Raw genomic sequence first — 18,297 nt, 5'->3', positions numbered from 1 at the left:
TGAAATCCGGAGTGAAACGATGAGATGGAAACGCACGATCCAGTTGCTGGATGTTCATTGCGAAGGTGAAATCGGCAAGGTCGCGATCGGCGGCGTGCCGAAGATCCCGGGCAATACGATCGCCGAACAGTTGAACCATATCAACACGGTCGATGACAGCCTGCGCCGGTTTCTCTGCCTCGAGCCGCGTGCCGCCTCGATCGGCTCGGTCAACCTGCTGCTGCCGGCCAAGCGTCCCGAGGCGGATTTCGGTTTCGTCATCCTGCAGGCGGATCAGGCGCATGCCAGTTCCGGCTCCAACTCGATCTGCGTGACTACGGCGCTGCTCGAATCCGGCATGGTCGAAATGAAGGAGCCGGAAACGGTTGTGATGCTCGACACTGCCGCCGGCCTCGTCAAGGCGACGGCGACCTGCCGGGATGGACGCTGCGAGCGGGTGAAGCTCACCATGGTGCCGTCTTTCGTGCATGAGCTGGATGTCGAGGTCGAGACGCCCGAATGGGGCCGGATCAAGATGGATATCTGCTATGGCGGCATTTTCTATGCGCTGGTCGATGTCGCGCAGATCGGCACCACCATCGACAAGGCGAATGCCCGCGCGATCGTCGAGGCCGGGATGAAGCTGAAGGATCTGGTCAACCGCACCATCCCGGTCGTCCATCCGGAAATCCCCGAGATCAAGGGCGTGGCCTATGTAATGTTCCGCGATACGGAGGCCGACGGCACGGTACGCACCTGCACGACGATGTGGCCGGGCCGCGTCGATCGCTCGCCCTGCGGCACCGGCAGTTCGGCCAATCTCGCAACCTTGCATGCGCGCGGGCTGGCCAAGGTGGGCGACACCTTCAAGTCGCGCTCGATCATCGGCTCCGAGTTCGAGGTGGGTCTCGAAAGCGTCACCGAAGTCGCCGGCCGTCCCGCCATCATCCCGACCATCTCCGGGCGCGGCTGGACCTTCGGTCTGCATCAGGTGTCACTTGATCCGACCGATCCGCTCGCGGAGGGGTTTGCGATCACGGACACTTGGGGGCCGCAAGCTGGGGAGATCAGGTGAGGGGCTGATATTGATTTCCTCTCAATGGAAGGGTGGTCGCATGTGGGAAAGACCCCTCCCCAACCCCTCCCCACAAGGGGGAGGGGCTTAAACTGCCGCTCTGCCCGTCTTCTGGAGCGCGAGTTCGGCGGCTGGGTCTCTCCCCCCTTGTGGGGGAGATGGCCGGCAGGCCAGAGGGGGTCTTTGCTCCGCATGCAATAGATTTGCCCTCAAAGAATGGATTGCAACACCATCAGCCACGCCCGGAAATCCGTCGTGGTTTGGTCAATTCCATTCTCCTTGGCCGGGGCGCTGGAAAGTGCCGCTGACGAAGTAATTATATATGACGCCTTCCAGCGCCCCGTTCAGTGTTGGTCGACGGGCAACTTCGGTTTCTCTGCCAGAACGGCACCCCTTTCGGGGGACCACGTCTGTTGTGTGCCTCACAGGCACGCCCCGATCGTGTTTCAAACGGGAGGGAAACCACTTTCTGCCAATCCACCGGACAAGGGCTTACGTCTGTCCCCATCCGGCACCGGCCCCGCCTCACTGCCACGCCTGGCAGCGTATCCTTTGGCGGAACGGGATGATGATGGCACGGGTTTGCGAGGCGGGGATTTCGTCGTTCGGCCGAGATCCCCTCACCAACAAAATCTAACACTTAGCTAAAGCTAAGATGTTGATTTTGTGTCCTCTCCCACTGGGGGAGAGGTAAAACTGCCGTGACCTCTCGGCTTGAGATGATCCCCGGTTTGGCGAGGTGTTGACTGCTAGTGAGAGGATTGCTTCTTGGTCCACTGCCGACTCCCTCTCTTGCAATTTCTAACACTTAGCTTGAAGCTAAAAGTTGAAATTGCTTTCTCCCCCACCGAGGGGGAGAAAGGCGGCCGCAATCTCACTTGATACGGCTCGTTTTCGCCAGAACCATGCTGGCCTGTTCGCTCGGTTCGATGCTGGCCGTCGTCGCGGTATCGACCGGCTGCGGTGCGATCTTGTCCTGGGCAAAGGCGTCGCCCTTTTTCGCGGCCATGGCGAACATGGAAAGGGCGGCTTCCGGGTCGGGGCTCATGCCTTCGCCGCTTTCCAGCATCAGGCCGAGATTGACCATGGCATCGACATTGCCGCGATCGGCGGCGAGCTTGTAGAATTCGGCGGCCTTGCGGTTGTCTTCCGGGATCAGCGTGCCCTCGTCGAGAAGAACAGCCAGATTGAAGGCGCCGAGGCCATCCTTGGCGGCGGATGCGCGGGCGAACCATTGGGCAGCGAGCGCGCCGTTCACCTCGGTGCCGACGCCATCGCGATAGGCAACGCCGACATTGTAGGCGGCGAGGATGTTGCCGGCCGCCGCGGCCTTCTGGTAAAGCGCGAATTCCTTCTCGTGGTCGCCACGCTCGCCGATCATGACGGCATAGTTCACCATCGCGAGCGCATGGTCGCCTTCGACCGCCTCTTCGAGCATCGCCATGGATTGCGCCCGCTGGCCGGCGGCATCGAGCACGCGGGCGAGTTGAAAGGTCTGGCGGGGACCGCTTCCCTGGTTATAGGCTTCGCGGCAAGCCGAAAGAGCGACGCCGATGCGCAGATCCTCGGTCGCAACGGGCCGAAAGGACATGTTGCGTTGCAGGTCGTGTTCGCTGCCTGTCTCCGCATCGCACTGGTCGGCGGGGAGCAGCGGCGAGGCGGCGTGCGCGGAGGGAATGGCGATCGCCGCGATCGACAGCAGGCTCACGGCGGTGAGCAGGATCGCGTTGACTGCCGAAATTCGCTTGCTGGTTCCGTTTTTCATGGCGTTCTCCTTTGTGTTTGTGCCAACCTATGGGCTGAGCCGGCCGGCGGCTGTTCCGTGGGAAACAGCATCTGGAGAGGCCGGGGCGGATAACGGAATTACGCCGGTCAAAGCGGCATTCTGGACGGGTACTGCGGAAGCGGGCTTTGGTCTCAGGAGTGTTTCGGGAAGCCGGGTTGTTAAAAGGAGCAAGGACAATGACGCGAGAGTTCAATCTGCTGCGGCAAGGTCTGATCGGACGCCGGACCTTCATGGCCGGTTGTGTGGTGGCTGCCGGAGGCTTTGCAGCCATTCCGTCGCGGGCCAGCACAGTTATCGGCAAGGCCTCGGACATACGGGGCGAGGTCGACCTGAAACGGGCTGAGAAGAAGGAAGGCCTGTCCGCCGGCGGCGACATCATGAACAATGATTACGTGGTGACCGGCAGCGAAAGCTTTGCCGATCTGGCGCTGGAAGGCGATACCCGTATCCTGCTGGGCAGCAAGACGGAATTGCTGCTCGACAGCTTCATCGCCAGCCAGGGCGGCACGATGGAGCTCGGTATGGGCCAGATGGTGTTCGACCGGCCGGAAGGCCTGCCGAAGATCGACCTGGCGCTGCGCACCACCTTCGGCATGATCGGCGTGCGCGGCACGAAATTCTTCGCCGGCCCCAATCGCGGCGTCTTCGCGGTGTTTGTCGAACACGGCCAGGTGTCGGTCGAGGGCGGCGGCGTCCAGCGGCTGGTCGGCGCCGGTGAAGGCATCGAGATTGCCAAGCCGGGTGACGCCCCGACCGAGACAGTCAAGTGGAAAGAGGCCCGGATCGTCGAGGCCTATGCCAGCGTCGGCCTCAAGCGCTGATTGATATTCTCAGGCTTCAGTGGTGAAGAGTTCCATCTCGCCGAAGCCGCGGATTTCGTGCATGCCGACAGAGCGCAGCTTGCGGCCGCTCTGGACGGACGCTTCCGGGCCGACGCAGATCGCCGTGCCGAGGAATTTGTTGGCCTCCTGAAGCCGCGCCGCCAGATTGATGGCGTCGCCGTGTGCCGTGTAATCCAGCTTGCCGCCGGCTCCAACCTCGCCGAGCACGGCGATGCCCGTCTCGATGCCGATGCGGGTGCGGCCGAAGCCATGTTCGACGAAACCCGGCCGCCGGCGCATTTCCTCCGTCAGGACGCGGATGGCCTCGGCGCAATCGATCGCCTTGTTGACGTGGTCTTCCAGATCCTCAGGCGCATTGAAGAAGGCGTGCACGGCGTCGCCCACCACCTTGTCCACCATGCCGCCATGGGTGGCCACGAGGCCGTTGACCTCGGCGTAATAGATATCGAGCAGGGTCACCAGATCGCGCGGCGACAGCTTTTGCGATAACGTCGAGAAGCCCTCGATATCGGTGAACAGCGCCGTGACGGGCCGCTCCTCGCCGGCGACACGGTCGTCATCGGGATTGTCGATATAGCGGGCCACGACGGATTGCGGCAGATATTGCGAGAACTTGCTGCGGGCGGCCGATTCCGCCCGGCGGACGCGGGCAAATTGCAGCGTGCTGGTAATGACGAGGACGAAGACCAGCGCCGCGCTGATCGAGACGGCATCGAGCAGCAGGGCAGAGGAGGCATAGATTGCCGTCGCCGCGCCGATGGTCGCCGAGATTGCCAGCAGGCCGAGCGCAACCGAGGTCACCGGTCTGAGGCGGGTCGCGACAAGCGCCACCAGCAGCCCGCCGATCAGCGCGATCGCCGCCTCGAACATTGGCAGGCGCGCGTCGCGACGGGGGATGAAGCCGGTGAGGACCGCGTTAGCGATATCGGCATGGATCTGCACGGATGGCTCCAGCGGCATTGAGGCCGTTGGGCGCAGGCCGCCGAGATTGGGCATGCTGCTGCCGATGAAGACCGTCTTGTCCTTGAAACGGGAATCCGGCGTTTCGCCGCTCAGCACGTCGCCGGCCGAAACCGTGCGTGCATCCAGCGCTGCGATCGGGCTTGCGGCAAACCGCATGCTGCCGTCTTCATCGAGTTCGATCACGCGGGTTTCCAGCTTCAGCCAGGCGGGCTCACCGCCAAGAATCGGTGTGCGGGCGCCGGTGGCGAGACGCGCGGCCTCAATGCCCAGCGTCGGATAGGCGTCGTTGCCGATGATCGTATAGGCTTGGACGCGGCGAATGCGGGCATCCTCGTCGCCGACGAGAAACGCGGCGGCGGCAGACCGCGACGCGTCCTGCAGGAAGCGGCAGGATGCCTCCGCGCCATCGATGAACCAGAGATCAGGAATGGCGACCGGCCTGCGGACCGCGACCGGCGGAACAGGGGAGGGATGTTCGACTCCGCCTTCGGCGATCAGGAAGCCGAGGATGACGGGAACGGCGGAAATGCCTTTGGTGAGCGCGGCATTCGCGGCTTCGGATGGATCGCAGGCCGTGCTGAAGATGAAATCGATCGCGACCGCCTTTGCGCCAGCCTTCGACAGCCGGGTCAGCAGTTCGGCCGTCTCGTTCCGGCTCCAGTTTTTCTCCGCCGTCTGCTGAACCGCCTTGCGATCGACGTCGATGACGACGATCTGATCGGATTGAGGCGCAGGCGCCCATTGGGTTAGAGTATCGAAGAACTGTTCGCGCTGGGTTTCCACCGCGTCACTGGCATAGAAGAACAGCAGGAGCGCGCTCAGGATGCTGGCCGCTATTCCGGCGAACAGCGGCTTGATCCGGCTCAGGCGAAGGCTTTTCAAGACCTCATTCCTCTTCCGGTTCCGCAATCTTCTGCAGCCGGCCGATATGGCAGGTGATGACGCCATCGGCCCGCTTGATCGCCCCGCTTTCCTCCAGCGCAAGGATGGCGCGGTTCACCTTCGGGCGGCTGGCGCCGAGAATGCCGGCAATGTCGGACTGGCTGAGCGTCAGGCGCAGATTGGCGCTTTCCGGCAGTTCGTTGCCGTGGATCTGCCTCAGGGTTGCCAGGAAGAAGCGTGCGACACGCGCGTTCAGGTCATAGAGCGCGATTGTTTCCAGCCGGTCCGTCGTGTCGCGCAGTTGCGAGCAGAGATAGCGGATGATCGATTCGGCGGCGTTGGGCGTGTGGGTGATGAAATCGAGAAAGGCCTTCTTGCCGATGACATAGCCCTCGGTCGCCGTGATCGCGGTGGCATCAGCCGAACGTGGCTGGTTGTCGAGGATCGCCATCTCCCCGAACAGGGCGCCGGCCTCGATGTGCCGCAACAGGAGTTCGCGTCCCTGTGGCGTGATCAGCGTGAGCTTGATGCGGCCGGACAGGACGGCAATCATGTAATTGCCCTCGTCACCGCGCTGGAAGATGACGGTTCCGGCAGTCCATTTGCGGTAGGTGGCAAGTGCGGCGATCGCTGCAACGGTTTCCTTGTCGAACTCCTCGAAGATCGGAAAGGAACGCCAGAAGGCAGGACTCTTGTTGACCTCACTCATACTTCACCCCCGTGCACACACTAATTCTGCCGCGCAGAAATTCTTCTCGCAGTCTTTGCGGTGTTGCAACAGAAAACACCGCTGATACCCGGTTAAACGCTGGATCGATTGCGATTGCGCGCGAGACTCATCCCTCGCGTTCCGAGCTTTCGCCGTAAAGTGCGCTCTATTGACGATCTAGCCCAGCTGTTTTGTTATTGTGAACAATCTGTTTCGTGCCCGCGGTCTGGATGAATTTGGATTTGCTGATAAATCTAGCGTCAACAACGAACCCAAACCGGAGTTTTTCCCAATGCAGCAGAACGTCGTCGTCCTCGTCGGACGCATTCTCCTCTCTATCCTCTTCATCACCGCCGGCTACGGCAAGCTGACCGCGCTCGGCGGCACCGCCGGCTATTTCGGCAGTATGGGCCTGCCGCTGCCGATGGTCACCGCCATCATCGTCACCGCAGTCGAACTGCTCGGCGGTATCGCGATCCTCATCGGTCTCTTCACCCGTCCGGTCGCCTATCTCCTGGCGCTCTTCTGCGTCGCCACCGCCTTCGTCGGTCATGGTGACTTCTCGGTTGCCGGCAACGACATCCACTTCATGAAGAACCTCGCCATCGCCGGTGGCTTCCTGGTTCTCGCCACCTTCGGCGCCGGTGCCCTCTCGGTTGACGCAAAGCGCGCCTGATCGCTGGTGAACAGACATGACAAAGCCCGCCGATGGAAACGTTGGCGGGCTTTTCCGTGTCTGCGGTGAAGCTCAGGGGTAGATGACGCCCTTGCGCAGGATGACATTGCCATAGAGCCTCGGCTCGCTCGTCTGCACGACGGTGTGCGCTGCCCTGACGCGCGGATAGAAATCAGGGCCGAGCAGCGGAACGACGGTGCGGTCTGGTTCATGCCGAGCGCAGCAGCTGACGATATCCTTGTGGACTGGATCCAGCGCGTCACGGTCCTGCTTCACCGTGGCGCGAAAGATCGCTTCCGGCACGAAATCGTCGATCGGCATGACGCTGAGAATGGCGTCGAGAACGGGGATGAGATGATGGCCGTCCATGCGGATCAGCCGCCGGCCATGTTCCAGGCCCGGATAGTTCCCATCCACAAGGGCGATCTCGTCGCCATGGCCCATGGCGCGCAGTGTTGCAAGGAGCTCCGGGCTCAGAAGCGGGTTCAGACCTTTCAGCATCAGGCTGTCTCCTTGAAGAGAACGTTGGTGTCGATGAGATAGCGGGAAAACAGCGGCAGGCTGGCCCCGCCGATGGCGCGCGCTTGGGCGCCGACCGCGCCCTCGATGATCTCGGGCAGGATGACGCCTTCGAGGTCGAGGTCGCCGGCAGCCTTGCGGATGGCGGCAACGATGCGCTCGCGCACCCAGCCGGGAAAGCCGCCATCGATCACGGCAGCGCCGAAATCGATGATCGAGGCGGACGAAACGATCGCTTGGGCAAGGGCTGCGGCCGTCAGTTGGATCCAGGTCTCCAGCGGCTCGCCGAAATCGATCCATTCATCGGCCGAATACCACAGCGGTTTGGGGTCGATGCCCTTGTCGCGCAGGAGATTTTCGAGGACGAAGATCGAGGCGATCTTCAGGAGCTGCTGCGGTTTGCCATTCCTGTCGGAGACCTGCAGCGGCCCGACGGCCCCCGCCGTTCCGGTGCGCCCGGAAAACAGCGAGGAATTGAGCACGATGCCGCCGCCGATGAAGGATCCGATGTAGAAATAGATGAAGTCCGGATAGCTGGAGCCGACGCCGAAGATGAGTTCGGCACCGCAGGCGCTGGTTGCATCGTTTTGCAAAAGAACCGGGTGATGCGTTCGCGCCGCCACCTCTTCGCGCAGGTCGAAGCCGCGCCAGGCGTTCATCTTTTCTGTTGGTGCGCCGGTTTCCCCAGCCCAGCTCCAGAGCTGGAATGGCGTCGCTATGCCGACGCCGGCAATCCGGCTTTTCTGTTCCTCCGTCAGCATTTTTTCGAGTTTCGGGATGCCTTCGGTGATGAAGGCGAGGATTTCCTCCGGCATCGGATAGGCGTGGATCTGGTGCAGTTGCAGGCGGATATTGCCAACGAAATCCATGAGAACGAGGTCGCAACTGCGCCGGCCGATCTTGACGCCGTAGGAATAGACCGCATCCGGATTGAGCCGCATCGGGATCGACGGCTGGCCGACCTTGCCGCGCACAGGCTCGCCCCGCATCAGCAGGTCGTCCTTTTCCAGCGCCCGCATGATGACGGTAACCGTCTGGGCCGAGAGGCCGGAGCGGCGGGCGATGTCGGCCTTGGATAGGCTGCCGTGACGGCGCACCAGCGACATGACCAACCGTTCGTTGTAGGCGCGCACCCGCGTCAGGTTTGCGCCGCCGGCGGGATCGATCACGTCCGGCGCCGTCGATGCACTGCCGGCATCGGCTTGTGATGTCATTCCCCGGTTCCTCCACCGGTGCGATCCACTGCCCGGATTGGGGTTCCGGGTCGTTTGGCGGATCGCGCCTTCATTGCCATTTTCTTATATGTGCACTGCACCAATAGATGGCGAATGCACATTCTCTGCGCAGAGAATGCCACATTACAATAATAATTCAATTTGATTTATTTATTGACAGGGTCTGTTTTTGGTGTTTGTTTTATGCCCGGAAGCGCCAACCGCGGCGGAGGAAAGTGTTGCGGTGGGCGAGGCCTGACGGGGCTGGGAAAACCGGCTCCAGTGTTCAATCCTTGGGAGGATTTCATGAAGAAGACTATTGTTTCCGCCGCTCTCGGCGCGCTGGCGCTTGGCGTCGTTTTCGCCGCTCCGGCACAGGCCGCCGACGTTTCGGCTTGCCTGATCACCAAGACCGATACCAACCCCTTCTTCGTCAAGATGAAGGAAGGCGCTGAAGCCAAGGCAAAGGAACTGGGCGTTGATCTCAAGTCCTACGCCGGCAAGGTCGACGGTGACCATGACAGCCAGGTTGCCGCGATCGAGTCCTGCATTGCCGATGGCGCGAAGGGTATCCTGATCGCCGCTTCCGACACGAAGGCGATTGTCGAGCAGGTCAAGAAGGCACAGGATGCCGGCCTGCTGGTCATCGCACTCGACACGCCGCTGGATCCGGGCACGGCCGCTGACGCGACCTTCGCCACCGACAACCTGCAGGCCGGCAAGCTGATCGGCGCCTGGGCCGCTGCAACGCTCGGCGACAAGGCCAAGGATGCCAAGATCGGCTTCCTCGATCTCGTTCCCTCGCAGCCGACCGTTGACGTGCTTCGCGACCAGGGCTTCATGATCGGTTTCGGCATCGACCCGAAGGACCCGAACAAGATCGGCGACGAGGATGATCCGCGCATCGTCGGCCACGACGTGACGAACGGCAACGAAGAAGGTGGCCGTACCGCCATGGAAAACCTTCTCCAGAAGGATCCGGACATCAACGTTATTCACACGATCAACGAACCGGCTGCGGTCGGCGCCTATGAAGCGCTGAAGGCTGTCGGCAAGGAAAAGGACGTTCTGATCGTGTCGGTCGACGGCGGTTGCCCGGGTGTCAAGTCGGTCGCCGAAGGCGTCATCGGCGCCACCTCGCAGCAGTATCCGCTGCTGATGGCATCTCTCGGCATCGAGGCCATCGCTGCCTATGCCAAGGACGGCACCAAGCCGAAGCCGACGGAAGGCAAGGACTTCTTCGATACCGGCGTGGCGCTGGTCACCGACAAGCCGGCAGCTGGCGTCGAGTCGATCGACGTGAAGACCGGCACGGACAAGTGCTGGGGTTGATACCCCTGAACATTAGGTTCACTATCTCACGTGAAGGGCGGTCTCGGCCGCCCTTTTTCAAACCGGCATAACCGGCACCATAGGCCGGGACGGTTTCCGACCCTTGGGAGGGATTTATGGCCAGCATCCAGGAATTCGAGAAGGTACTCGACAAGAGCGACACATCGGTCGCCACTTTCGAGCACCAGTCGATGATCCATCGCGTTCAGCATTTTCTTCATTCGAAACCGGCCGCGACGCCGGCCATCGTTCTCATTCTCTCGATTATCGTTTTCGGCGTGCTGAAGGGCGAACGTTTCTTCACGGCAGGCACGCTGACGTTGATCCTGCAGCAGATCGCCGTCGTCGGCATCCTCGGCGCCGGCCAGACGCTTGTTATCCTGATTGCCGGTATCGATCTGTCGATCGGCGTGATCATGGTTCTGTCCGCCGTCGTCATGGGCAATTGTGCCGTGACCTACGGCCTGCCGGCCTTGCTCGCGGTTCCGCTTGGCATGTTGACCGGCGCGGTCTGTGGTCTCCTCAACGGCTTTCTCGTTGCCAAGGTGAAGCTGCCCCCGTTCATCGTGACGCTCGGCACCTGGTACATCATCATGGCGACGAATTTCATCTATTCGGCGAATGAGACGATCCGCCGGGCCGACATCGAGACCTCGGCGCCGCTGCTCGGTCTGTTCGGCACGAGCTTCAAGATCGGGTCGGCCGTGTTCACGCTCGGCGTCATCGTCATGGTCGTGCTTGTTCTGGCACTCTGGTACGCGCTCAACCATACGGCTTGGGGACGGCATCTCTATGCGGTGGGCGACGATCCGGAAGCAGCCAAGCTCTCCGGTATCCGCGTCGATCGCGTCATGCTTGGAACCTATACGCTGGCCGGGCTGATCGCGGCGCTTGCCGCCTGGGTCTCGATCGGCCGAAACGGTTCGATCTCGCCTTCATGGGCCGTCACCGACTATAACCTCCAGGCCATCACTGCGGCCGTGATCGGCGGTATCTCGCTCTTCGGCGGACGCGGTTCGATCCTTGGCACGCTGATCGGCGCCATGATCGTCGGCGTGGTGTCGATGGGCCTCAACATGCTCGGCGCGGACCCGCAATGGAAAGTCGGCCTGACCGGCGTCCTCATCATCTCGGCGGTCGCGATCGACCAGTGGATCAGAAAGGTGGCAGGCTGATGGAACCGCTCCTCACCGCACGTGGCATCGTCAAGCGTTACGGTCGTGTCACCGCGCTCGACAATTCCGATTTCGACCTCTATCCCGGCGAAATCCTCGCCGTGATCGGCGACAACGGCGCCGGCAAATCCTCGCTGATCAAGGCGATCTCTGGGGCCATCCGGCCCGACGAAGGGGAGATTCGCCTCGACGGCAATGTCGTGCAGTTCTCCAATCCGATGGAGGCCCGCGCGGCCGGCATCGAGACCGTCTACCAGAACCTGGCGCTTTCGCCGGCCCTGTCGATCGCCGACAACATGTTCCTCGGACGAGAGATCCGTCGTCAGGGACCGCTCGGATCGATCTTCCGCATGCTCGACCGGCCGAAAATGGAAAAGATCGCCCGTGACAAGCTCTCCGAGCTTGGCCTGATGACGATCCAGAACATCAACCAGGCGGTGGAAACGCTGTCCGGTGGCCAGCGCCAGGGTGTTGCCGTGGCCCGCGCCGCCGCCTTCGGCTCCAAGGTCATCATTCTCGACGAACCGACGGCAGCACTCGGGGTGAAGGAGAGCCGCAAGGTTCTCGAACTCATCCTCGACGTTCGTTCGCGCGGCCTGCCGATCGTGCTGATCTCGCACAACATGCCGCATGTCTTCGAAGTGGCCGATCGCATCCATATCCACCGGCTCGGCAAGCGCCTCTGCGTGATCAATCCGAAGGATTACTCGATGTCGGACGCGGTTGCCTTCATGACCGGCGCGAAAGTGCCGACAGAGGCCGTCGCCGCATGAGCATGACGCTTGCCGCGATTGCGGATCGGGTCGTCGAAAGGGCGGGGCAGTCGTCCCGCTTCATCGTCGCCATTGCCGGCCCTCCCGGGGCCGGCAAATCCACCCTTGCCGATGCGCTCCAGGACGAATTGACCCGGCGCGGTGAAAAATCCGCCGTCCTGCCGATGGACGGCTTTCACATGGACAACGGCATTCTGGAGGAGCGCGGCCTTTTGAAGCGCAAGGGCGCGCCGGAAACCTTCGATGTCCGTGCCTTCTTCGATATCATCTCGGCCGTGCGCCGTGCGGACGAGGAAGTGCTGGTACCGGTCTTCGACCGTTCACGCGAAATCGCCATCGCCTCGGCCCGCTTGGTTTCTCCGGAAACCCGCATCATCCTGGCGGAGGGGAACTACCTGCTTCTCGACGAGGCGCCCTGGTCCCGGCTCGACGGCATGTTCGACCTGACGATCTTCGTCGGTCCATCCTACGAGGTGCTGGAAGAGCGGCTGCGCCAACGCTGGATTCACTATGGGCTCGATGCGGCTGGTATCGAATGGAAGCTCTACGGCAACGACCTGCCGAACGGCAAACGCATCATCGACAATTCACGGCCTGCGGATATCGCGATCGAGATTTTTGAAACGAACTGATCGCGGCGATCCTTTGTTGTTTCAGGTGAGCGAATGATGCTATCGGAGGGCCGAACACGGCTGGGCACGATGCCTATTTCTTCAGTCATTCCTGCGCTTGTCACAGGAATCCAGCCACTGCGCGTCTGCGCGGTGAGACGAGTCCTTTGACCCGACGGGTCGCTGGATCCCCGCCACAGGGGCGAGGATGACGGAGAGTGGAGGTTGGATCGAGCGAACCTGAGACGTCTTGCTGTTTCAGATTCGCCGACATGCCGGAGCTTGTGTTTCCGAACGTCCATGCTTGCCTGGAGATATCCGCATGAGCCCACAGCCGGTCACCGAACTGACGATCCGCCGTCCTGACGACTGGCACCTGCATTTGCGCGATGGCGAGATGCTGAAGGGCGTGATCGGTGATACCAGCCGGCATTTTGCCCGCGCCATCATCATGCCCAATCTTGTGCCGCCGGTCGTCACGACCGCCGATGCAACGGCCTATCGCGAGCGCATCATGGCGGCGCTGCCGAAGGGCGACCGGTTCGAGCCGCTGATGACGCTCTATCTCACCGAGGGCACGAACCCTGATGATGTCGAGGCGGGCCACACGAGCGGCCTGATCAAGGCAGTAAAGCTCTATCCGGCCGGCGCGACCACCAATTCGCATGGCGGCGTGCGCAATTTCGAGAATGCCATGCCGGTACTGGAGCGTATGGCCAAGATCGGCCTGCCGCTCTGCGTCCACGGCGAAGTGACGACGCCGGATGTCGATATCTTCGACCGCGAGGCGGTGTTCATCGAGACGGTGCTCGATCCGTTGCGCGCGCGCCTGCCGGAACTCAAGGTGACGATGGAGCATGTCACGACGAAGGACGGCATCGATTACATCAAGTCCGCCAAGAGCAACCTTGCCGGCTCGATCACCACCCATCACCTGATCATCAACCGCAATGCCATCCTGGTCGGCGGCATTCGGCCGCATTATTACTGCCTGCCGGTCGCCAAGCGCGAGGTTCATCGCCTGGCACTGCGCGCCGCCGCCACATCCGGCAATGCGCGCTTCTTCCTCGGCACCGACAGCGCGCCGCATGTCGATCCCTTGAAGGAATGCGCCTGCGGCTGCGCCGGCATCTATACCTCGATCAACACGATGAGCTGCCTTGCCCATGTGTTCGAGCAGGAGAATGCGCTCGACAAGCTGGAAGCCTTCGCCTCGCTGAACGGCCCGGCCTGGTACGGTCTGCCTGTCAACGAGGAAACGATGACGCTGCGCAAGCAGGCGGACGCGCTGTCCTTCCCCCCGAAGATCGAAACGGGGGCCGGAACCGTGACCGTGTTCGACCCGATGTTCCCGCTGCATTGGGCGGTGGTTTGAGGGCTTCGCGTAACCGGGCTTGATCGCGGCAAAATCTTCCCCTATCCATGGGCTTGGCCGGATGCGGCCAGCCGCCCCGCAGCGCCTCGGCGCGAATGGTGAATGCATCCACTCCAGCCTTTCTCATCCTTGCCCATGGCGTCGATGGCGAACGGGTCAGCAGAGCGGGCACTGATCGTCCTGTTTGCCGCGAGATGGAGGATGAACCATGCGCGATTTTCGCGATGCGAAGCTCATGGCAAAGGTGCTGAAACAGGCCCTTGCCGATCAAAACACCACCCTTTCCCACAGCCAGGCCCTCGAGATCGTCGCCGCCCAGTTCGGCTATGACCATTGGAATATCCTGTCGGCAAAAATCGACGCGGCGGAGAAGGGAAAAACGACAGGCGACGGTGCCGTCGGTATCCAGCCGCCGATCCCGATCTTCCGCATTTTCGACGTCGACAAGGCGATGGAATTCTATTGCGGCTTCCTCGGCTTCACGCTGGATTGGGAACACCGCTTCGGCGACAATTTTCCGCTCTATTGTCAGGTCTCGCGTGAAGGCATGCTCCTGCATCTGAGCGAACACGCAGGCGACGCCAGCCCCGGCGCCCGGGCGTTTGTGCGTGTCGGGGATGCGGCGGCGCTGCAATCGGAGCTGGCTGCCAAGGACTACCGCTATATGAAGCCCGGGTTGAACAAGGCGCCCTGGGGGTTGGAAGTGGCGGTCACGGATCCCTTCAGCAACCGGATTACGTTTTGCCAGCAGCAGGGTGAAAATCAGGCGGATTGAATGGCAGCAGCCTTTCGCTGATCAAGGAGTCCGCTCCCTCTTCGTCCCGCTGGGGAGAAGAGGGAGATCGGTCCGCCACCTCTGGCATTAGAAGGGCTGACCTGCTATGCGGCGAGGGATAAAATTCCCGACAGCGCAGGAGACCGCCGATGATCCAGACATCCTTTCCAGACAAGGCCGTCATGGCCGAATTGGTGGCCAAGATGCTCTGGGAAATCAAGGCGGTGCATTTTAGCGCCGACAAACCGTACAAGCTGGCGTCGGGCATGGCGAGCCCGGTCTATATCGATTGCCGCAAGCTGATTTCCTATCCGCGCATCCGCTCGACGGTGATGGATTTTGCCGCCGCCACGGTGCTGCGCGAGGCGGGTTTCGAACAGTTCGACGTGATTGCCGGCGGCGAGACGGCGGGCATTCCATTTGCGGCGATGCTGGCCGAGCGCCTGTCGCTGCCGATGATCTATGTGCGCAAGGCGCCGAAGGGACATGGCCGCAACGCGCAGATCGAGGGCCATATGCCGGAAGGCGCGCGCGTCCTGGTGATCGAGGACCTGACGACGGCCGGCGGCTCGATGTTCAAGTTCATCGACGCGATCCGCGCGGCGGGCGGCGTGGTCGATCATGGCATCGCGCTGTTCTATTACGACATCTTCCCGCAGGCGCGCGGCGAGATGAAGGACAAGGGCGTGACTCTGCTCAATATCGCCACTTGGCGCAACGTTCTGGCTGTCGCCCGCGAGCAGAAGCTGTTCGATGAAAAGACGCTGTCGGAGGTCGAAGCCTTCCTCAATGCGCCGCTCGAATGGTCCGGCCGCAATGGCGGCGTGAGCGCGCTGGCGACGGCGTGAAAAGGATGCTGGAATTTCCCGGCAACTTAGATTAAATCGATTGAAATAAGATCATCGAAGGGGAGGACGTCGTCTTGATCATCTGCTGTGGAGAAGCCCTGATCGACATGCTGCCGCGCCAGACGACGGCGGGCGAAACGGCGTTCGCCCCCTATTCGGGCGGCGCGATCTTCAACACTGCGATCGCGCTCGGCCGGCTCGGCATCCCCACCGGCTTCTTTACCGGCCTATCCGACGACATGTTCGGCGACATGCTGCGCGAAACGCTGAAATCCAGCAATGTCGATTTCGCCCCCTGCGCTACCCTGTCGCTGCATACGACGGTCGCCTTCGTAAAGCTGGTCAATGGTTCCGCGACCTATGCCTTCTTCGACGAGAACACTGCCGGCCGGATGATCACGAAGGACCATCTGCCGGCGCTGGGCGATTTCTGCGAAGCGCTGCATTTCGGCGCCATCAGCCTGATCCCCGAACCGTGCGGCTCGACTTACGAAGCGCTGATGACGCGCGAGCATGAAAAGCGGGTGATTTCGTTCGATCCAAATATCCGCCCCGGCTTCATCAAGGATGCGGCATCTCACAAGGCGCGCATGCTGCGAATGGCGGCGATGTCCGATATCGTCAAGTTCTCGGACGAGGACCTCGACTGGTTCGGCGAAGAGGGTACGCATGACGAACTGGTGGCCAAGTGGCTGCAGCGTGGCCCGAAGCTCGTCGTCATCACCAAGGGCGCCGATGGCGCCGATGGCTATACCGCGCGCGGCAAGGTCTCGGTCGGCGGCGAAAAGGTGACGGTTGTCGATACGGTCGGTGCCGGCGACACCTTCGATGCCGGCATTCTCGCCTCGCTAAAGATGAACAACCTGCTGACCAAGGCGCAGGTGGCGACGCTCAACGAAGAGGCCGTGCGCGATGCGTTGACGCTGGGCGCCAAGGCGGCGGCGGTGACCGTGTCGCGGGCAGGGGCGAACCCGCCGTGGAGCTATGAGATCGGGTTGTAAGGCGCGGCTCATTCGGCTTTGTCGTTACAGCCTACGTTTCCGGAGCGCTCAACGACTGGCTGTCATGCCTGTGACTTAGACTGGCACGGCGTGAGGCTTTGCAATACAAATCCGAGGGCGTCGATGAGCGAAGGCAACGCCGATCCAGGTCCGATTCAGACGCCGCCCCGCTGGGCGCCGGCAGACCTGCCGCAGATTCGGGCGCGCGTGAAGAAGAGCATGACGACCGACATCAATGGCCTCTTACTGCCCAAAGGCTTCCGGCGCGAAGACAGCCGCTGGCTACGGCAGGGCGTTTTCTTCGAGGTCTATTTCGAATTTCAGAAGAGCCAATACGGCTTCAGTTGCTATTTCAACATCGGTCGCGTCAGTCGCCTTGGCGATCAACAGCATTGGCGGATGAACAGTTTCCTTCCGACGGTCGAGCTCAAGAACGAATATGATGCCCACTATTACGTGGACCTCGATGGTGACAGCCCCCGCCGGCGCGAAATCATCCGGCAGTTGAACGAGATCGGTCTGCCCATGCTTGAGCGACTGGCGAGCTGGCGCGGTCTGTTGACGAGCTTGCCGCCCGGCAGCAATTGACAGCGGGTACCTTTTCCCGGGCCACTTTGCGCCGTGACGACGACCTTGCCGAGTGGCTACACGGTTTGTCCGATGCGACGCCCTCGTCGCGCGAACGCATTGCTCGGAACCCCATCGAGATTGGACAGAAACTGCCGGGCGCATTCACCCCAGCTGAAGGTCAGCGCCTTTCGCCGGGCATCTTCGCGTGACAGTTTCAGAGCATCGAGCGCCGCCTGGCGCAGGTCGTTTGACAGGACGCCGCCGCCATCGCCGAGGATGTCGTTCGGCGCCGTGACGGGAAAGGCGGCGACCGGGCAGCCGCTCGCGAGCGCTTCCAGGATGACAAGACCGAACGTATCGACCCGGCTCGGAAAGACGAATACATCGGCCGAGGCATAGATGGTGGCCAGTTCCGCGCCCATGCGCTTGCCGAGGAAATGGACGTCCGGATAGCGCTGCCGCAGCGTGGCGAGATCCGGTCCATCACCGACGACGACCTTGCTGCCCGGCAAATCGAGGTCGAGAAAGGCAGGCAGGTTCTTTTCCACGGCAACGCGGCCGACGTTCAGGAAGATGGGGCGGGGAAGGGACAGATCCTGCCGGAGCGCCGGATCGAACAGCGTGGCATCGATGCCGCGTGTCCAGCGCTTGATGTTGTGAAAGCCGCGTGCCGCCATCTCGGTGCCGAGCGAGGCGGTGGCGACCATCATGCCATTGCCGGAATTGTGGAACTGGCGCAGCCACCAGTAGCTCCAGCTTTCGGGGATCGGCAGGCGGGCGCTGACGAATTCGGGAAAGCGGGTGTGATAGCTGGTCGTGAAGGGTAGTTTCCGCCGCAGGCAGACGGCGCGCGCCACGAGACCCAGCGGTCCCTCCGTTGCGATATGAATGTAATCCGGCTCTACGGCATCAATCGCATCAGCAACATGCCGGCGCATGGGAGGCGCAAGCCGGATATCGGGATAGAACGGCAGCGGAAAGGTGGCGAAGCGCTCCGGCGTCAAGAAATGAACGGTGACGCCCTGCTCCTTCAGCGATCGAGCGAGTTCGTCGAGCGTGCGCACGACCCCGTTGACCTGCGGGTGCCAGGCATCGGTAACAACGAGAATGGTCTTTTCCATGGGGGCCTCAGCGTGGCTTGGCCGCATGCCATCTTTCGCACTCGGCGCGAATCGGAGTGGTGCCTGCGACC

Annotated in this window: 18 protein-coding genes; 12 read left to right on the top strand and 6 right to left on the bottom strand. The window is 62.0% G+C overall.

Going from position 1 to position 18,297, the window contains the following annotated elements; all coding sequences use genetic code 11:
• Window positions 1-19 precede the first annotated feature (19 nt).
• Window positions 20-1,054, top strand: a complete 1,035-nt coding sequence (locus ASG68_RS03840; protein WP_062582993.1) for a proline racemase family protein — start codon at window positions 20-22, stop codon at window positions 1,052-1,054.
• An 874-nt stretch (window positions 1,055-1,928) separates the two neighbouring features.
• Here ASG68_RS03840 and ASG68_RS32940 read toward each other — a convergent pair.
• Entirely contained in the window at window positions 1,929-2,819 is an 891-nt protein-coding gene (locus ASG68_RS32940; RefSeq protein WP_082478466.1) for a tetratricopeptide repeat protein, read from the bottom strand.
• 218 nt (window positions 2,820-3,037) lie between these two features.
• Here ASG68_RS32940 and ASG68_RS03830 point away from each other — a divergent pair, with 218 nt between their 5' ends.
• On the top strand, window positions 3,038-3,661 hold the full coding sequence (locus ASG68_RS03830; RefSeq protein WP_062583669.1) for a FecR domain-containing protein: 624 nt from the start codon (window positions 3,038-3,040) through the stop codon (window positions 3,659-3,661).
• A gap of 9 nt (window positions 3,662-3,670) precedes the next feature.
• Here ASG68_RS03830 and ASG68_RS03825 read toward each other — a convergent pair whose 3' ends face one another.
• A complete protein-coding gene (locus ASG68_RS03825; protein WP_062582995.1) occupies window positions 3,671-5,527 on the bottom strand; it encodes a CHASE2 domain-containing protein in 1,857 nt (618 codons plus the stop codon).
• Window positions 5,528-5,531: 4 nt separating this feature from the next.
• Window positions 5,532-6,236 (bottom strand): Crp/Fnr family transcriptional regulator, encoded by a 705-nt coding sequence (locus ASG68_RS03820; RefSeq protein WP_062582997.1) that lies wholly within the window; start codon window positions 6,234-6,236, stop codon window positions 5,532-5,534.
• A 292-nt stretch (window positions 6,237-6,528) separates the two neighbouring features.
• Between ASG68_RS03820 and ASG68_RS03815 the strand changes: the two genes are divergently transcribed.
• On the top strand, window positions 6,529-6,912 hold the full coding sequence (locus ASG68_RS03815) for a DoxX family protein (RefSeq protein WP_062582999.1): 384 nt from the start codon (window positions 6,529-6,531) through the stop codon (window positions 6,910-6,912).
• Between the two features lie 72 nt (window positions 6,913-6,984).
• On the opposite strand, the gene ASG68_RS03810 is transcribed toward ASG68_RS03815, so the two are convergent.
• Window positions 6,985-7,413 carry an RbsD/FucU family protein gene (locus ASG68_RS03810; RefSeq protein WP_062583001.1) on the bottom strand — a complete coding sequence of 143 codons (429 nt, stop codon included), beginning with the start codon at window positions 7,411-7,413 and terminating at the stop codon, window positions 6,985-6,987.
• Window positions 7,413-8,645 carry an ROK family transcriptional regulator gene (locus ASG68_RS03805; protein ID WP_062583002.1) on the bottom strand — a complete coding sequence of 411 codons (1,233 nt, stop codon included), beginning with the start codon at window positions 8,643-8,645 and terminating at the stop codon, window positions 7,413-7,415. The genes ASG68_RS03810 and ASG68_RS03805 overlap by 1 nt, the downstream gene beginning before the upstream one ends.
• A 306-nt stretch (window positions 8,646-8,951) precedes the next feature.
• Between ASG68_RS03805 and ASG68_RS03800 the strand changes: the two genes are divergently transcribed.
• The 9 genes from ASG68_RS03800 to ASG68_RS03760 all read left to right on the top strand — a co-directional run bounded on the left by ASG68_RS03800 (window position 8,952) and on the right by ASG68_RS03760 (window position 17,123).
• Complete coding sequence (locus ASG68_RS03800) at window positions 8,952-9,977, top strand: sugar ABC transporter substrate-binding protein (RefSeq protein WP_062583670.1); 1,026 nt, start codon at window positions 8,952-8,954, stop codon at window positions 9,975-9,977.
• A 116-nt stretch (window positions 9,978-10,093) separates the two neighbouring features.
• The gene (locus ASG68_RS03795) at window positions 10,094-11,152 is read left to right on the top strand and encodes an ABC transporter permease (RefSeq protein WP_062583004.1); all 1,059 of its coding nucleotides are present in this window, start codon (window positions 10,094-10,096) and stop codon (window positions 11,150-11,152) included.
• Window positions 11,152-11,925 (top strand): ATP-binding cassette domain-containing protein, encoded by a 774-nt coding sequence (locus ASG68_RS03790; RefSeq protein ID WP_062583006.1) that lies wholly within the window; start codon window positions 11,152-11,154, stop codon window positions 11,923-11,925. Before ASG68_RS03795 ends, ASG68_RS03790 begins: the two co-directional genes overlap by 1 nt.
• Before the next feature lie 2 nt (window positions 11,926-11,927).
• Window positions 11,928-12,557 carry a nucleoside triphosphate hydrolase gene (locus ASG68_RS03785; protein WP_413813986.1) on the top strand — a complete coding sequence of 210 codons (630 nt, stop codon included), beginning with the start codon at window positions 11,928-11,930 and terminating at the stop codon, window positions 12,555-12,557.
• Window positions 12,558-12,858: 301 nt separating this feature from the next.
• Window positions 12,859-13,911 carry a dihydroorotase gene (gene pyrC / locus ASG68_RS03780; protein WP_062583010.1) on the top strand — a complete coding sequence of 351 codons (1,053 nt, stop codon included), beginning with the start codon at window positions 12,859-12,861 and terminating at the stop codon, window positions 13,909-13,911.
• 208 nt (window positions 13,912-14,119) lie between these two features.
• Entirely contained in the window at window positions 14,120-14,686 is a 567-nt protein-coding gene (locus tag ASG68_RS03775) for a glyoxalase superfamily protein (protein ID WP_062583012.1), read from the top strand.
• Between the two features lie 149 nt (window positions 14,687-14,835).
• Window positions 14,836-15,534, top strand: a complete 699-nt coding sequence (locus ASG68_RS03770; RefSeq protein ID WP_062583013.1) for an orotate phosphoribosyltransferase — start codon at window positions 14,836-14,838, stop codon at window positions 15,532-15,534.
• Window positions 15,535-15,608: 74 nt separating this feature from the next.
• On the top strand, window positions 15,609-16,535 hold the full coding sequence (locus tag ASG68_RS03765; protein WP_062583015.1) for a carbohydrate kinase family protein: 927 nt from the start codon (window positions 15,609-15,611) through the stop codon (window positions 16,533-16,535).
• A gap of 123 nt (window positions 16,536-16,658) precedes the next feature.
• Window positions 16,659-17,123: a DUF4304 domain-containing protein gene (locus ASG68_RS03760; protein ID WP_062583017.1), complete on the top strand. Its 465-nt coding sequence runs from the start codon at window positions 16,659-16,661 to the stop codon at window positions 17,121-17,123.
• Window positions 17,124-17,179: 56 nt separating this feature from the next.
• On the opposite strand, the gene ASG68_RS03755 is transcribed toward ASG68_RS03760, so the two are convergent.
• Window positions 17,180-18,226: a glycosyltransferase family 4 protein gene (locus tag ASG68_RS03755; protein WP_062609135.1), complete on the bottom strand. Its 1,047-nt coding sequence runs from the start codon at window positions 18,224-18,226 to the stop codon at window positions 17,180-17,182.
• Window positions 18,227-18,297 lie beyond the last annotated feature (71 nt).

It is taken from the genome of Rhizobium sp. Leaf453 (assembly GCF_001425605.1).
Taxonomy (GTDB): Bacteria; Pseudomonadota; Alphaproteobacteria; order Rhizobiales; family Rhizobiaceae; genus Pararhizobium.
This window is presented reverse-complemented; position numbering and strand designations above follow the sequence as displayed.

What these genes read in the sequence shown, in the direction of transcription:
- ASG68_RS03840 (WP_062582993.1), top strand. Translation starts at nt 20, where the DNA reads ATGAGATGGAAACGCACGATCCAGTTGCTGGATGTTCATTGCGAAGGT.
- ASG68_RS32940 (WP_082478466.1), bottom strand. Translation starts at nt 2,819, where the DNA reads ATGAAAAACGGAACCAGCAAGCGAATTTCGGCAGTCAACGCGATCCTG.
- ASG68_RS03820 (WP_062582997.1), bottom strand. Translation starts at nt 6,236, where the DNA reads ATGAGTGAGGTCAACAAGAGTCCTGCCTTCTGGCGTTCCTTTCCGATC.
- ASG68_RS03815 (WP_062582999.1), top strand. Translation starts at nt 6,529, where the DNA reads ATGCAGCAGAACGTCGTCGTCCTCGTCGGACGCATTCTCCTCTCTATC.
- ASG68_RS03810 (WP_062583001.1), bottom strand. Translation starts at nt 7,413, where the DNA reads ATGCTGAAAGGTCTGAACCCGCTTCTGAGCCCGGAGCTCCTTGCAACA.
- ASG68_RS03805 (WP_062583002.1), bottom strand. Translation starts at nt 8,645, where the DNA reads ATGACATCACAAGCCGATGCCGGCAGTGCATCGACGGCGCCGGACGTG.
- ASG68_RS03800 (WP_062583670.1), top strand. Translation starts at nt 8,952, where the DNA reads ATGAAGAAGACTATTGTTTCCGCCGCTCTCGGCGCGCTGGCGCTTGGC.
- ASG68_RS03795 (WP_062583004.1), top strand. Translation starts at nt 10,094, where the DNA reads ATGGCCAGCATCCAGGAATTCGAGAAGGTACTCGACAAGAGCGACACA.
- ASG68_RS03790 (WP_062583006.1), top strand. Translation starts at nt 11,152, where the DNA reads ATGGAACCGCTCCTCACCGCACGTGGCATCGTCAAGCGTTACGGTCGT.
- ASG68_RS03785 (WP_413813986.1), top strand. Translation starts at nt 11,928, where the DNA reads ATGACGCTTGCCGCGATTGCGGATCGGGTCGTCGAAAGGGCGGGGCAG.
- pyrC (WP_062583010.1), top strand. Translation starts at nt 12,859, where the DNA reads ATGAGCCCACAGCCGGTCACCGAACTGACGATCCGCCGTCCTGACGAC.
- ASG68_RS03775 (WP_062583012.1), top strand. Translation starts at nt 14,120, where the DNA reads ATGCGCGATTTTCGCGATGCGAAGCTCATGGCAAAGGTGCTGAAACAG.
- ASG68_RS03770 (WP_062583013.1), top strand. Translation starts at nt 14,836, where the DNA reads ATGATCCAGACATCCTTTCCAGACAAGGCCGTCATGGCCGAATTGGTG.
- ASG68_RS03760 (WP_062583017.1), top strand. Translation starts at nt 16,659, where the DNA reads ATGAGCGAAGGCAACGCCGATCCAGGTCCGATTCAGACGCCGCCCCGC.
- ASG68_RS03755 (WP_062609135.1), bottom strand. Translation starts at nt 18,226, where the DNA reads ATGGAAAAGACCATTCTCGTTGTTACCGATGCCTGGCACCCGCAGGTC.